Below are 14,360 nucleotides of genomic sequence, written 5' to 3' on the forward strand. Positions count from 1 at the left end.
GAAAGAAAACTTCCTATAAGGGAAAGCATCTCTCCAAGGAAAGAAAACTTCCTATAAGGGAAAGCATCTCTCCAAGGAAAGAAAACTTCCTATAAGGGAAAGCATCTCTCCAAGGAAAGAAAACTTCTTTTCATGAAGCCTTCTTCCAAAAAAAGGGGTTCTATGATGAGGATCTTGAGTGCTGAAAACTTCACCACCTGTCGTTACATCCTTCGGTTAGTTAGGGGTAATGTCCAATAACATGTTACACAAATTCCGCTGAATTTTTATAGAAGTTGTTCATATCCTCACGCAAGGGATGGGATATGAAAAAGATAGTTTATTCTTGGGAAGAGATACATAGGTATTTCCCTCCAGAGAAAGTTGCAAAACTCCGAATGGATCTCATGGAAGAATACAGATCTGGAGAGTTTTCAAAAAAAGAACTCATGCAGAAATACAGGATGTCAAGAAAGACATTCTACAATACTATCGAGAGATATAAAGGTATCACTCCCCGTTACAATTTCTTGAGAATTATCTCTCCAATCCTTCAGGAGTTTAGTGTAATATCTCGGTGGACATTACCGCTAGGTTATCATGGACTTTCTTCTTTCAGTCGTTTCTTTAATTCCTGTATCAACGTCACCGGTGTTGGATCGATATTTCTCAATACGGCAAGATAATTGCTCACGTAGTCGCCCAGGTAGATGGCATACACAAGTTGCGAGAGATTGTCTTCCCCTTCAGCAAAAATTTCTATCACATCGGCTTTTTCCTGGTAAATTTCTTTCATGAACTCGAAACGTTTCTTTACCTGCACATCCTCCTTTTTACATCTGAGAAAAATGCATGTGACATTATTTTTTTCTTTGCCTTCCCACGCCATGAGTTCATTGTGGTTTGCCTCTGGCAGGGAAAAGTCGAAAGCCATCGTTTTGGCATTCTCATTCAGCTGCTGGTGCCATCTCTTTGCTACTGGAGCTAGAAAATCGTGGCCATAAATAAGAGTGATACCGTTCATTTTCAATGCAATCTGCTTTGCATGGTTATTTTTTACAGACACATCTATCTTTATTTTCTCTCTCAATTTTGTTGAAGTTTTTACAACATTCCGAATATTGCATTTTTCTACCAATCCGAGCCTTTCCAGAATTGCCATTGCGGGAAAAAGCAGGTAGGCAAGAGCTGCCCTCGGCTGCATCCCTGAAGGAATCTTTATATGGCAGTCTGCTTTGCCGGATAATTTTTCCAGCTCTCCTCCAGATGATATCGAAATTATTTTGCATCTTCGTTTTACTGCCTGATTGAAGCAGGATATCGTTTCTTCCGTATTTCCGCTGTAACTCATTGCAATAAAAAGACTTTTTTCATTGATAAATGCCGGCAGCTCATATCCTCTGTTTATGAAAATAGGAACCTTGCTTTCATATTTGAATAAAGAACTCAGTATTTCCCCGCCCATGGCAGACCCCCCCATTCCAGCAATGACAACATTTTTTCTATTAAACTCAAAATGAAGTGGAGCATTAGCCCCTATTCTGACAGCTTCCTCGATCTGCTCGGGAAATTTTTCCATTGCTTCAAGCATGCCCTGTTTGTCTATCTCTGCTATCCCGCCGGTATCATCCAGATTCAACAAATCACCCTTTCTTAATTTCTTTTGGGTTTATTAATTCTTGGATTTTTGTGGATGGACTAAAACTTTCCCAGAATTTAAGAAAATGCCCTATTTCCTGCCGAATAATACTTTAATCAGATAATATATTGATGATTTCGTAATGCAAAGCAGTTCTGCCATTGCTCGAGAAGTAAATCTATATGTTCCATCATAATCTTTTAGCTTTTAACAATCGTTAATTTTAAATATCATAGTACAGTACAATACATGAATGGTCGAAAAAACTGGAAAATGAGGTGATAAAATGAAGTATGGAAAATATATGGTTGCTTTTGTAGTGTTTTTGTTGACCTCTTCATTCACTGGTTTGTTGGCAACAGATGCGATCCAGAATGGTGACAATAACCCGCCAAATCCGCCCGAAATAACAGGGCCCACGTCCGGGATTATTAAAGAGACATATAAGTACAATATAACTCTGACTGATCCCGACCCGGATGATTTGATGTTCGATCTTGAGATTGATTTTGGTGACGGAATTGAATATGTCGACTGCGGATGTGGGAAATCATGGCGTAACGGCACGGTCGTGGAGGTTTACCACAGTTGGAAAAAAGTTGGCAATTATGGAATAACGGCAAGAATCCGGGATGCCTCAGGGGAATGGAGCGAATGGTCGGAGTCATTGGCCGTCAGCATGCCGAAGACATTTCAAAATCCTTTCCGGACATTATTGGGAAGAAACATACTGCCGGGAATATTTGGCATCGCTTTCAATCGTGCCCGATCGCACATACTTCAATAAATAATCTTTAAATACACTGAGAGAATTCACTCCTTGTGAGGCGAATGAAGTGGAAGGGTTTATTATGTATTCTAATTGCAATACTGTTCTTGATGCCCGTGCTTGCGGTGGAAAATGGAGGTGAAAATAAAGCATGCAACTGTTTTGACGGCAATTCGCAATATGTATGCAGTGTAATGGGTGTCATGCCTGAGTTGGATCCGGGAGAGCAATCGCCCAAGCCATGCATCGGCAATCCACCAAGCCAGTTCAGCTGGACGGACAACGGGGGTGATTGGACAACCCCGGCAAAGTATCAGGGGAATTGTGGCAGTTGCTGGGATTTTGCGGCTGTATCTGTACTGGAAAGCATTATCAACATCAGGGAAGGTGTCTCACGTCTGAATCCCGATTTGTCGGAACAATATGTGATGTCGTGCCTTCCAGCATCTGGAGGATGCAGAGGAGGCGATCCTTATCTGGCTTTCAAGTACATCATGTCCACATCTTCAGAAGGTAATTACCGCAATGGAATAGTCTTGGAAAGTTGTTTTCCTTACGAAGCGAATGATGATGTTCCGTGTTCGGCAAAATGCAACGACTGGGAAAGCAAACTCATCCCCATTTCCGATTACGGGTACTGGCTTCCTGACGGTTCGGAAAATGATAGGGATAGAATAAAAACGCAGGTAATGAATGACGGACCGGTAGCGACATTTATGGAAGCCACAGAGGAATTCATGGAATGGGGGCTTTACAATCACAGTTCGGAGGATTATTATGGCTATCCCGGACCAACATACGGCATAAATCACTGCATCGCGATCGTTGGCTGGAAAGATGATCCAAATATCGGAAATGGTGGTTACTGGATTGCCAAAAACAGCTGGGGCACATATTGGGCACATAACGGCTTTTTCAACATAGAATATGGTAGCCTCAACATCGACAACTACAGGATTGTATGGGTGGACTATGATGCAGACAGCACTGACTGGGCACCGGTAGCCGAGGCAGGAAAAACATATCACGGAAGCGTAGGCGAAGAAATCACCTTTGACGGAAGCGACAGTTGTGACGCAGAGGGTAACATCGAGTCATGGCACTGGGATTTTGGAGATGGGAGCAGCAGCGAGGGGGAAAAGGTGACACATTCATATGATAACAGGGGCATATACACTGTCTCCTTGAATGTAACTGACGAGATAGGAAAGCAAGGCACGGACAGGGCAGTTGCTTTTGTGGACATGTGGATGGAAGGAGACAAATGGACATATGATATAGGAGAAATCAACATCCAAATGGGAGATGGAACAGATAGTTCGTTGCACGCAAACATAGGTGATTTGAAAATAACTGTTGAAGAGGGAGAGTTCACATTGGGCTGCAGAGGCAGAGTAAAAGGGGATTTTGATGTGTCATCGATGCCACCCTTGGATTTTACAGGAAATTTACTCTTTGTTATTGTGCAAGGTGTCATCGACATGGATAGGGATTTTGGAATCGAAGGCATTGATATAACTGTCCGTGGAGTGGCAACCGTAAGATTTGAGACAGCCCCCATTCCACTGCCGGTTCCCTTCAAAGTTGAGATCAATGTTGCTTTTGATTCACCTTTTTATTTGATAGATTTCCCACTTTATACTGGAAAAGAGTGGGATACACCTCCATCAAGTGTTGCCATAGAGGGCGCAGCATCTGCATTATTCGGAATGATCAAAATGCCCATCCAATATGAAATTGAACTGGGAGCATTGAATGGGAAATGCATTGGGACAGAAATTGTGAATGTTGAGGCAGGCAATTATGAGGCATATGAAATTTCCTATCTCGACATGATAAAGATTTATTTCTCCCCAGATACAGCAAATATAATAAAAATATCTGGGTCGTATGAAGAAAATAGCATATATGGGGAATTGAAATCGACAAATTATGAATAAAGCCTATTCATTAACCCGCGATAATGCCATCCACCCTTATCTTTATATACACCGTCCTATATTTGGGTAAAAGTTTAATCATCAATCAGGTGAACAAAGTGCCAACAAAACATCATCCAAGGAGAGGTTCGCAGGGGTATTCTCCCCGAAAAAGGGCAAGGTCAGAGGTACCTAGAATTCAATCATGGTCTGAGGGGGGTAAAAAGCCCCGTCTTCAGGGATTTGCAGGATATAAGGCAGGCATGACCCACGTGTTCATGGTGGATTACCGTCCAACTTCCACTACATCGGGCCAAGAAGTGATGGTGCCCGTTACCATCGTTGAAACCCCGCCGATGAAAATTGCTGCAATAAGATTGTATAAGTCCACTCCCTACGGATTGAAAACATTGACGGAGGTACGGGCGGATAATGTTGATGAGTTGAAAGGCAGAATCCCGGTACCGAAGAAAAAGCCCGGAGGGCTGGAAAATAAAGATTTTGATGATATCAGGGTTATCGCTTACACGAAGCCGGAGGAAGTAACCGGTGTGCCTAAAAAACTGCCCGAAATAATGGAAATAAGAATCGGTGGCGGAAGTAAGGAGGAACAGCTCAATTACGCCAAGGAAATTCTCGGCAAGGAAATAGATATATCAAATATATACACAGACGGCAGCATGGTGGATATCGCAGCAATTACGAAGGGAAAAGGTTTCCAGAGTGCTACGAAGAGATGGGGCTTGAAATTATTAACCCATAAAAACAGGAAACATCGCAGGATGGCGGGAACTCTCGGACCGTGGCTGTCATGGGTCCGTTCTACTGTTCCGCAGGCGGGGCAGGTTGGTTACCATCACAGGGTAGAATATAACAAAAGGATATTAAAAATAGGAGAAAATGGAGAGGGAATTACTCCCGATGGCGGATTTTTGCATTACGGCATTGTAAGAAATAAATACATTATCATTCACGGGTCTATACCAGGGCCTACAAAGAGGTTGATACGGATAAGGGATGCAATCAGATATACAAAGGGAGTGAAGATTGAAAAGCCGGAGATAACCTACATCTCTACGATGAGTAAGCAGGGGGTATAATGAAAGCGAAGGTTTATGGAATGGATGGAAAAGTCGTGGATGAAATCTCTCTCCCATCGGATTTTAGTGAGGGGTTTCGCCCGGATATCATACGAAAGGCCGTAAACGTAATGAGAGCCAACAGGCGTCAGCCATATGGCGTGGAGGAAACAGCGGGTAAGAAACACCCTATGGAGCCGTGGAGTCCTGGGAGGGGGGTGTCCAGAGTTCCGAGATTAACACAGGGAAGGCGGGCTGTCTTCATGCCCGGTACTGTTGGTGGAAGAGTTGCACATCCTCCCAAGCCGGAGAAAAATTGGGGCAAAAAGATAAACAAGAAAGAAATGGCCTTGGCAAGAAAATCTGCTCTTTCTACTTTAGCAATTGAAGAGATCGTCAAAAAGAGAGGACATGTATTTGAGGAAGGGCTTTCGTTGCCGGTTGTTGTGGAGAATGATTTTGAAAAACTTGACAAGACGAAGAATGTCATAGATACAATGAAAAAGATAGGGGTATACACCGATGTTGAAAGGGCTAAAAAAGGTAGACATATAAGGGCAGGAAAGGGAAAATTAAGGGGAAGAAAATACAAAATCCCAAAATCATTGCTCATCGTCGTAAAGGATAAGGAAAAAATTAAAAAGGCAGCTGGCAATTTGATTGGAGTGGACATCATCACGCCTGAAGAAATAAATGTCGAACATCTCGCCCCTGGGGGAGACGCCGGCCGTCTTACAGTATTTACTGTCGATGCCATAAAGTCGATGGAGGAAAAAGCATGAATCCATATGATATAATATTCCATCCGTATGTCACAGAAAAATCCATGATGCTGATGGAGAATGACAATGCTTTGCAATTTGTGGTAAACATGAAATCAAACAAAAAGGAAATAAAAGAAGCGGCGGAAAAAATGTTTGATGTTAAAGCGGAAAAAGTCTCTACAAGAATAGGAAAGAATGGAAAGATAGCCGTCGTGAAACTTGCGCCCGAATACGTGGCAGAGGATATTGGAATGAGGATAGGTATATTCTAGGTGATAAAATGGGAAAGAGATTGATACATCAGAGGAGAGGTTTTGCAAATACGCCATATCTCAGTCCGTCGTTCAAACACAAGGGACCTGTTTCTTATCCTTCTATGATTGAAGGCAAAGGAGTAGTCAGCAATATAATACACAATCCGGGTACGTCATCTCCTCTCTCGATAGTTGAGATGGAGGACGGAAAAAAAATTAAAATGCTTGCCACGGAAGGAGCGATGGTAGGAGAAAAAATTCATTTCACAAACGAAAGCATTATAAAGCCGGGAAATGTCATCCCACTCGGTTCAATCCCTGAGGGAACACCAATATATAATATCGAAAATAGACCTGGCGATGGGGGGAAATTCGCTCGCTCAGGAGGAAATTACGCCACCATCATATCTCATGGAAACATGGTCATAGTCAAGCTTCCGTCTGGCACCCAGAAAAAGTTTGATGGCAGATGCAGGGCAACCATAGGCGTTGCGGCGGGTGGCGGCAGGGGTGAAAAACCTTTCATGAAGGCAGGGAAAAGGTACCATGCAGTTAAGCCGAAAGCAAGAATTTATCCCACGGTCAGGGGTGTTGCCATGAACGCTGTGGATCATCCTCACGGCGGCGGTGCTCATCAGCATGTTGGAAAGCCATCAACGGTTAGTAGAAGAGTCCCACCTGGAAGAAAAGTTGGAAACATATCGGCGAGGAGAACTGGTAAGAGGTAAAAAAATGGTAAGAAGGTCAATTAGAAAAAAGAAACTTGAAATCGGGGCAAAAAAAGAATTCACCTATCGCGGCTTGACCGTAGATGAAATGAAAAATATGTCTATCGATGAATTTTTGTCATATCTTCCTTCGAGGGAAAGAAGAAGTTTAAACAGGGGCCTGACCAAGGGGCAGGACAAGTTACTACGGAATATCAAAAATGCCGATGAAGGAAAAGTGATAAAGACACATCTTAGAAGCATGGTGATACTGCCCGATTTCTTTGATCATCATATCGCAGTTCATAACGGGAAGGAGTTTGTTACATTGAACATTAAACCCGAGATGGTCGGGCATTATCTCGGCGAGTTTGCATTAACAAGAAAGGAAGTGAAACATGCGGGGCCCGGAGTGGGTGCAACCCGTTCTTCGAAATATATGCCGTTGAAATGATACCATGAAATATTCAGCAGAAAAAAATCCAGAAAAAAGTGCAAGGGCGTATGGTGGGGAGTTTCATTGCTCTCCAAAACATTCCCAGAATATTATGAGGACAATTAAAGGAATGAAAATAGATGATGCCAAACAATTGCTGGAGGATGTGATAGCGTTGAAACGCCCAATTCCATTCAAAACGCATCTTACCAGCGTATCCCATAGGAAAGGTATTGGGCCTGGAGCATATCCGCAGAAAGCTTCCAAGTACATACTGGAGGTATTGAAAAATGCTGAAAATAATGCGGAGTACAAAGGATTGGATACCGAGAATATGATAATAACTCATGCATCGGCATACCAGGGAAGAAAAGTAAAAGGCATAATGCCCCGTGCTTTCGGAAGGTCGTCACCAAAAAATGAACAGACAACAAACATGGAAATAATAGTAGAGGAGAAAGAATAATATGGCCATAGAACGTAAATTCGTAGTTGAGGGAGAAAAGCGGATGCTTATCAAGGAATACTTGAAGAAGGAAACGGAAAGAGCAGGATTTGGGGGGCTTGAGATACGGAGGACACCCATGGGTACGCTCATCTCTTTATTGACCGAAAGGCCGGGTATTATCATAGGGCGCGGAGGAAAAAATATAAAAAGACTGACAGATGATCTGGCCGAGAAATTTGAAATAGAGAACCCACAGATAGAAATAGAAGAGGTAGGAAATAAAGCGCCGTTGAACGGCCAGATAATGGCTCATAAAGTTGCCATGGCCCTTGAGAGGGGATGGCATTTCAGGAGAGTGGGACATTCCACAGTGAGGAGAATAATGGGCTCAGGGTCAAGAGGGTGTCAGATCATAATTTCAGGCAAAATTACAGGGGCAAGGCACAGAACAGGAAAATTTACCGAGGGACATGTAAAATACTGTGGAGAAGTAGCAAAGGAAGTTATGGACGTAGGCATGGCGGTTGCCAAGAAAAAACCTGGTATTTTGGGGATCAAAGTCAGAATAATGAAACCTGGAGCAAAAATGCCTGACGAAATAGATATTCTTTCAGAATCACCGGTCGAAAAAGTGGAGGAAAAAACTGAGGAAGTTAAAAAGGAAGAGATAAGCGAGGATAAACTCGAAAAAATTGCTCTGGACGATCTGCCAGGAATTGGCGAGAGCATGATGAAACAACTTAAAAAGGCAGGAGTGAAAGATATAAAAGAATTGTATGAAATGAGTGTGGAGGATTTGGTGGGGATAAAAGGCATCGGAATCAAAAAGGCAGAGAAATTGAAGGCGGCTGTCGAAAAAGCGGTGAAATAAAATGAAGGTTAAGGAAATGAGGGAACTGAGCGGTGAAGAAAAAATAGCGAAGTTGAAAGATTGGAGAAATGAGTTAATGGAGGAACACGGGAGGGCAGCCATGGGCGGTTCGCCTCCGTCACCTGGAAAAATCAGGTGGATTCGCAAGAACATTGCGAGAATGATAACCGTAATGAAGGAGGAAGGAGAACTGAATGAGTGACATATGTCCTGTCTGTGGCCTGCCCAAGGAACTGTGCGTATGTGAAAAGATTGCCAGGGAAGGGCAAGAGATAAAGATATATACTGAAAAAAGAAGGTATGGAAAAATGATGACTGTGATATCCGGCGTGGATTCATCCGATATAGACATGGAAGGGTTGTGCAGAGATTTGAAGAAGTGCTGTGCATGCGGAGGGACTGTAAAAGACAAAAAAATAGAGCTTCAAGGAGAACACAAAGAAAAGACAAAAAAAAGGCTTGAGGAATTGGGATTTGCGGTAGAGGTGAAATGATGAACACAAAAAAATTTATGAAAGACGAATTCATAGGCTTGCCGGTACAAATAGATGACTGTACGGATCCATCGCTTCGTGGCGTTGAAGGGACGATAATAGACGAAACGAAAAATATGCTGGTGATAGAGAGCGAAAAAATAAGAAAAGTTGCAAAGGACATTGCCGTATTCAGAATAAATGGTATTGCCATCAATGGAAATAAAATAAAATATCGTCCGGAAGATAGGATAAGGAAGATAAAATGATAGGAATAAACGTTAAAGAACCCAAAAAGAAATGCAGCGACAGAAATTGTCCATTTCATGGTACGCTTCCAGTAAGAGGAGTAATATTGACTGGGAAAATTGTATCTGATGCCATGGATAAGACCGTAGTCATGGAAAAGACGAGGATGCATTATGTGCCGAAGTACGAAAGGTACGAGAAGAGAACAAGCAGATATGCAGCACATTTACCCCCATGCATAGAAGCGAAAAAGGGTGATGAAGTTACCATTATGGAATGTCGTCCATTGAGTAAGACTGTATCATTTGTTGTGGTAGAGGGAAAATGAAAGGAATTTCAGCAAAAGTAACGAGAGGTTTGTCAACCGGCTCAAGGCTGGAATGTGTCGACAATACCGGGGCGAGAGTAGTTGAGATAATATCCGTTAAACATATAAAGACAACTCGCCGCCAGTATCCGTCAGCCGGCGTGGGGGACATAGTGACTGTAAGTGTTAAGAAGGGTAAGCCTGAGATGAAGCGGCAGATATTCAATGCAGTCATAGTTAGACAGAGAATGCCATACAGGCGTCCGGACGGTATGAAAGTCCAATTTGAGGATAATGCAGCCGTAATCGTAACTCCCGAGGGCGATTTAAAAGGCTCTGCAATAAAAGGTCCTGTGGCGAGAGAAGCAGCAGAAAGATGGCCGCGTATATCTGCCACGGCGTCAACTATAGTGTGATAATATGAAATCGAAACAGCCAAGAAAACAAAGGAAAAATCTGTACAATGCTCCCTTACATTACAGGCGTAAGTGGCTTGCATCTCATCTTGCAGAGGATTTGATAGTGAAGTACAATAAGAGGAGTGCTCCTGTGGTAAGGGGGGATACGGTTAAGGTTGTAAGAGGCGAGTTTAAAAATCACGTTGACAAGGTGAGAGAAGTATATCCCAAGAAACAATTAATAGAAGTCGAAGGGGTTGTTACCACAAAAGTGGACGGGAGCAAAGTTCCTCGCCCTGTTCACCCCTCAAATGTTATTATAACCAAGATGAATTTTACGGATACATGGAGAAGAGAAAAACTTGAGAGAGGGTTATCCGAAGAAGCAAAGAAAGAAATAGAACTGGAAGCAGAAAAGCAGATAGAGGAAGAGAGGCTCGAGGAAGAAAGGAGGAAAGAAGAGGAGGCAAGAAAGAAGGAGGAAGAAGAGAAAGCAGCAGAAGAAGTCGAGGGGGCTGAAGAGCTGCCAGGGAAGGAAGCAGAGGAAAAGCCAGTGGAAGAAGAGAAAGAAGAAGCAGTTGAAGAAACTGGAGCAACAGAGGAAAAACCCGAGGCAGAGAAAGAAGAAATCGAGGAAGTCAAGGCAAAGGAAGAGGCAGAGAAAGAAGAAAAGCGTGATCATGAAAAAACAGTGCAATCGAAAGATTTAAATAGCAAAGATATTGAGGAATGATAAAGTGGCACATTTGAAAAGAATAACGGTTCCGAAGACATGGCCCGTGGAAAGAAAAACAAAAAAGTGGTCTATAAGACCGTCGCTGGGCCCACATCCGCTGGAGAGAAGCGTTCCATTGTTATTGGTGGTGAGAGATTATCTCAAATATGCAGATACCGCAAGGGGTGCAAAAAAGATAATAAGTTCGAGAGAGATAATGGTGGACGGTAGTGTTAGAAGAGACCCAAAATTTCCCTGTGGTCTTATGGATGTTATTTCTATTCCCAAGGTGAAAGAGAACTACCGTGTGCTTGTTGACTCGCGGGGTATAATCCGTGTTATGCCCATTTCTCCTGAGGAAGCAAAATGGAAACTTTGCAGGGTAGAAAAAAAGACCATTATTAAAGGCGGAAAGACTCAATTGAACCTTCACGATGGTAGAAATATCGTTGTCGAAGGCAAATACAAAACCGGCGACGTGTTAAAAATATCCGTCCCGGATCAGAAAATTTTGGATGTTTTACCTTTTGACAAAGGCAGTATGGCAATGATAACAAATGGAAAACATGCCGGCGAGATCGCCGAAATAGAAGACACGGAAATCACCAGAAGTTCAAGGCCGAATGTTGTGAAACTCAAAGGTTTTTCCACTATAAAGCCTTATGTCTTTCCAGTAGGAAAAGATAAACCATTAATAAAACTTCCAGAGGTGAATATATATGGCTGATATTAGGGCGCCTAAAATTGAAAAAGTAACAGTGAATATAGGTGTGGGTGAGGGGGGAGAGCGGCTTCGCAAGGCAGAGCAGGTGCTGGAAGAGCTGACCCATCAGAAACCGGTATTAATGATATCAAGGACAATAAATAAGGAATGGGGAATAAGAAAAGGTATGCCGATAGGATGCAAAGTAACCCTCCGGAATGAAAAAGCCATGGATTTTTTGAAGAGGGCTTTATGGACGAGAAACAATAAAGTGGCGGATTGGTCATTTGATGATGAAGGAAACATTTCTTTTGGTATACCTGACCATACCGAATTCAAAGAGATGAAGTATGACCCGAAAATAGGGATATTTGGGATGGATGTCTGTGTAACCCTGGAGAGAGCGGGGTACAGAATAAAAAGGAGAAGAATAGAGAAAAAAAAGATACCTAAGAGCCATCGTTTGACTAAAGAGGATACAATAAATTTTCTCAAAAATACGTTGAACGTTGAGGTGGTATGATGATGAAAATAAAAGAGAAGAAAAAGGACTACGGGCGGAAAAAAGGCTGCGTTAGGTGTGGGAGGAGGAGGGGGCTTATAAGAAGGTATGGGTTGCATCTATGTCGTCAGTGCTTCCGTGAGACAGCAGAGGAAATGGGTTTCAAGAAGTACTCATAATAATCTGTTTTTATTTTTTATTCCACAAATAATTTTAATACCTTATACTTTTTGGAGATAAAATGGGAAATATGAAACGTTATATTCGCCAGCCCATCGTTTCAGTGTTGGGACATGTTGACCATGGGAAAACAACGTTACTAGACTACATAAGGGGAACTGCTGTAACGGCAAGAGAGGCGGGTGCGATAACACAGCACATAGGTGCAACTGAGGTTCCTATAGGGATAATACACGAGTTATGCGGAAAACTGCTGGGCGGGAAAAAATTCAATATTCCTGGACTGCTTTTTATAGATACACCAGGGCATCATGCCTTTACCACCCTTCGATCCAGAGGAGGGGCACTGGCTGACCTGGCAGTCTTAGTGGTCGATATAAATGACGGGCTTATGCCCCAATCTTTGGAAGCAATAAATATATTAAAAAGTTATAAGACTCCTTTTGTTGTTACCATCAATAAAATAGACACTATTCAGGGATGGAAAAAGGTAGATGGGTGTATGGAGAAGCGTCTGGAACAGCAGAACAGTCGAACCCGACAGATATTTGAAGAAAAGTTTTATGATATGGTTGAAAAACTTTTTGAACAGGGTTTTTCTTCAGATAGATATGATAGAATAAGAAATTTCAAGAAAAATGTGGCACTGATACCTATTTCCGCAAAAAGCGGTGAGGGAGTACCGGAGCTGCTCATGATTTTGGTAGGGCTTGCACAGCGTTTTCTTGAAGACAACCTTTTAACCGAGAATGGGCCTGCCGAGGGAACGGTCTTGGAAGTAAAAGAGGAAAAAGGATTGGGAACAACCATAGACGTTATCATATACGGCGGAACGATAAAGAAAGGAGATACAATTGTTATTGGCGGGAAAAGCAAGCCGTGCATTACTTCGATAAGAGCGCTGTTAAAGCCGAAGCCGCTTGATGAGATAAGGGATCCCTCGGAAAAGTTCAGCAATGTAAAAGAAGCAATTGCAGCCACAGGAATAAAAATAGCTGCTCCCGGACTTGAAGATGTTTTTTCTGGAGCGCCGCTCAGAGTTGCAGGAAAGAATTTAGAAGCTGATATAGACAAAATAAAAAATGAAATGAAAACAGATATAAAAACATCAGAGGAAGGACTAATAATAAAAGCAGATGCCATAGGTTCCCTTGAGGCACTTGTACATATTTTTAAAGATACGCCGATAAGAAAGGCTGATGTTGGGCCTGTCTCAAAGAAGGATGTTGTGGAAGCAAAAACAAATGTCAATCCCGTCAACAGAGTCGTTCTTGGCTTCAACGTGAAAGTTTTGCCCGAGGCGGAGAAGGAAATGGTTTCTTTCGATGTTAACATAATCAATAGTAAGGTTATCTATCATCTTCTGGACAGTTTCGAAGAATGGAAAGAGCAAAAAATTAGAGAAATCGAGGAAGAAAGAAGAAAGGAAATCGTTCATCCAGGCATGATACTTTTTCTTCCAGATTGTACATTTAGGGTTAGCAAGCCCGCAGTAATTGGCATGCGGGTGCTTGCTGGAGAAATAAGGCCAGAGCAAAAACTGATGCGAGAAGACGGAAAAATCATCGGAAAAATAAAGAGCATACAGAAAGAGGGCAAGACCATAGAAAAAGCCATACAGGGAATGGAAGTTGCCATATCTATTGAAGGAGCCACAGTAGGAAGGCAGATAAAGCCCGAGGATGTACTTTACGTTGATATGCCAAAAGAAGCGGTTAAAAAACTCATTAACATGGATATATCCCAAGACGAGAGGGATATCATAGACAAAGTAATAAAAATAAAAAGGAAGAGCGACAAGTTCTGGGGCACGTAATAGATACCTTTTTATATCAAAAAAACATGTTTTAGTTGGTGAGGTACAATGAAAATTAAAATAGGAATAATATTGACGGTTGTTGCACTGCTTATCGGGACAGCAGCAACTGCAGGAGTGAATACAGGTTTTTTTGAAAGCACCGAAGGAAA

At 42.3% G+C, this 14,360-nt stretch carries 19 protein-coding genes and 1 pseudogene; 19 read left to right on the plus strand and 1 reads right to left on the minus strand.

All coding sequences use genetic code 11. The features are described from left to right. Positions 1 to 577 precede the first annotated feature (577 nt). The gene (locus U9O96_00655; GenBank protein MEA2053620.1) at positions 578 to 1,618 is read right to left on the minus strand and encodes a bifunctional phosphoglucose/phosphomannose isomerase; all 1,041 of its coding nucleotides are present in this window, start codon (positions 1,616 to 1,618) and stop codon (positions 578 to 580) included. 286 nt (positions 1,619 to 1,904) lie between these two features. On the opposite strand from U9O96_00655, the gene U9O96_00660 reads away from it, so the two are divergent. From U9O96_00660 to infB, 19 genes and pseudogenes are all read left to right on the plus strand, one after another. Further along, positions 1,905 to 2,405 carry a hypothetical protein gene (locus U9O96_00660; protein ID MEA2053621.1) on the plus strand — a complete coding sequence of 167 codons (501 nt, stop codon included), beginning with the start codon at positions 1,905 to 1,907 and terminating at the stop codon, positions 2,403 to 2,405. 44 nt (positions 2,406 to 2,449) lie between these two features. After that, on the plus strand, positions 2,450 to 4,327 hold the full coding sequence (locus U9O96_00665) for a C1 family peptidase (protein ID MEA2053622.1): 1,878 nt from the start codon (positions 2,450 to 2,452) through the stop codon (positions 4,325 to 4,327). Between the two features lie 98 nt (positions 4,328 to 4,425). After that, positions 4,426 to 5,406 (plus strand): 50S ribosomal protein L3, encoded by a 981-nt coding sequence (locus tag U9O96_00670; protein ID MEA2053623.1) that lies wholly within the window; start codon positions 4,426 to 4,428, stop codon positions 5,404 to 5,406. Continuing rightward, the gene (gene rpl4p, locus U9O96_00675; protein MEA2053624.1) at positions 5,406 to 6,167 is read left to right on the plus strand and encodes a 50S ribosomal protein L4; all 762 of its coding nucleotides are present in this window, start codon (positions 5,406 to 5,408) and stop codon (positions 6,165 to 6,167) included. The genes U9O96_00670 and rpl4p overlap by 1 nt, the downstream gene beginning before the upstream one ends. Then, the gene (locus U9O96_00680) at positions 6,164 to 6,421 is read left to right on the plus strand and encodes a 50S ribosomal protein L23 (protein MEA2053625.1); all 258 of its coding nucleotides are present in this window, start codon (positions 6,164 to 6,166) and stop codon (positions 6,419 to 6,421) included. The genes rpl4p and U9O96_00680 overlap by 4 nt, the downstream gene beginning before the upstream one ends. Before the next feature lie 8 nt (positions 6,422 to 6,429). Next, positions 6,430 to 7,131 carry a 50S ribosomal protein L2 gene (locus U9O96_00685; GenBank protein ID MEA2053626.1) on the plus strand — a complete coding sequence of 234 codons (702 nt, stop codon included), beginning with the start codon at positions 6,430 to 6,432 and terminating at the stop codon, positions 7,129 to 7,131. 4 nt (positions 7,132 to 7,135) lie between these two features. Next, positions 7,136 to 7,564 carry a 30S ribosomal protein S19 gene (locus U9O96_00690; protein ID MEA2053627.1) on the plus strand — a complete coding sequence of 143 codons (429 nt, stop codon included), beginning with the start codon at positions 7,136 to 7,138 and terminating at the stop codon, positions 7,562 to 7,564. Between the two features lie 4 nt (positions 7,565 to 7,568). After that, on the plus strand, positions 7,569 to 8,012 hold the full coding sequence (locus tag U9O96_00695; protein MEA2053628.1) for a 50S ribosomal protein L22: 444 nt from the start codon (positions 7,569 to 7,571) through the stop codon (positions 8,010 to 8,012). 1 nt (position 8,013) lies between these two features. After that, on the plus strand, positions 8,014 to 8,865 hold the full coding sequence (locus U9O96_00700) for a 30S ribosomal protein S3 (protein MEA2053629.1): 852 nt from the start codon (positions 8,014 to 8,016) through the stop codon (positions 8,863 to 8,865). A 1-nt stretch (position 8,866) separates the two neighbouring features. Next, positions 8,867 to 9,067, plus strand: a complete 201-nt coding sequence (rpmC, locus tag U9O96_00705) for a 50S ribosomal protein L29 (GenBank protein ID MEA2053630.1) — start codon at positions 8,867 to 8,869, stop codon at positions 9,065 to 9,067. Continuing rightward, entirely contained in the window at positions 9,060 to 9,359 is a 300-nt protein-coding gene (locus U9O96_00710) for a translation initiation factor (protein ID MEA2053631.1), read from the plus strand. The genes rpmC and U9O96_00710 overlap by 8 nt, the downstream gene beginning before the upstream one ends. Continuing rightward, positions 9,356 to 9,607, plus strand: coding sequence for a ribonuclease P protein subunit (locus U9O96_00715; GenBank protein ID MEA2053632.1), 252 nt, complete (start codon positions 9,356 to 9,358; stop codon positions 9,605 to 9,607). The genes U9O96_00710 and U9O96_00715 overlap by 4 nt, the downstream gene beginning before the upstream one ends. Continuing rightward, complete coding sequence (locus tag U9O96_00720) at positions 9,604 to 9,915, plus strand: 30S ribosomal protein S17 (GenBank protein MEA2053633.1); 312 nt, start codon at positions 9,604 to 9,606, stop codon at positions 9,913 to 9,915. Before U9O96_00715 ends, U9O96_00720 begins: the two co-directional genes overlap by 4 nt. Beyond that, positions 9,912 to 10,310 (plus strand): 50S ribosomal protein L14, encoded by a 399-nt coding sequence (locus tag U9O96_00725; GenBank protein MEA2053634.1) that lies wholly within the window; start codon positions 9,912 to 9,914, stop codon positions 10,308 to 10,310. The genes U9O96_00720 and U9O96_00725 overlap by 4 nt, the downstream gene beginning before the upstream one ends. 4 nt (positions 10,311 to 10,314) lie before the next feature. Beyond that, positions 10,315 to 10,656 (plus strand): annotated as a pseudogene (rplX, locus tag U9O96_00730) (50S ribosomal protein L24). A 355-nt stretch (positions 10,657 to 11,011) separates the two neighbouring features. After that, on the plus strand, positions 11,012 to 11,734 hold the full coding sequence (locus U9O96_00735; protein ID MEA2053635.1) for a 30S ribosomal protein S4e: 723 nt from the start codon (positions 11,012 to 11,014) through the stop codon (positions 11,732 to 11,734). Next, entirely contained in the window at positions 11,727 to 12,233 is a 507-nt protein-coding gene (locus U9O96_00740) for a 50S ribosomal protein L5 (protein MEA2053636.1), read from the plus strand. Before U9O96_00735 ends, U9O96_00740 begins: the two co-directional genes overlap by 8 nt. Beyond that, positions 12,233 to 12,391: a 30S ribosomal protein S14 gene (locus tag U9O96_00745; protein ID MEA2053637.1), complete on the plus strand. Its 159-nt coding sequence runs from the start codon at positions 12,233 to 12,235 to the stop codon at positions 12,389 to 12,391. Before U9O96_00740 ends, U9O96_00745 begins: the two co-directional genes overlap by 1 nt. Before the next feature lie 62 nt (positions 12,392 to 12,453). Beyond that, positions 12,454 to 14,208 carry a translation initiation factor IF-2 gene (gene infB / locus U9O96_00750; GenBank protein ID MEA2053638.1) on the plus strand — a complete coding sequence of 585 codons (1,755 nt, stop codon included), beginning with the start codon at positions 12,454 to 12,456 and terminating at the stop codon, positions 14,206 to 14,208. Positions 14,209 to 14,360: the final 152 nt, after the last annotated feature.

The sequence above is a fragment of the Candidatus Thermoplasmatota archaeon genome (assembly GCA_034660695.1).
Classification (GTDB): Archaea; Thermoplasmatota; E2; order UBA202; family DSCA01; genus JAYEJS01.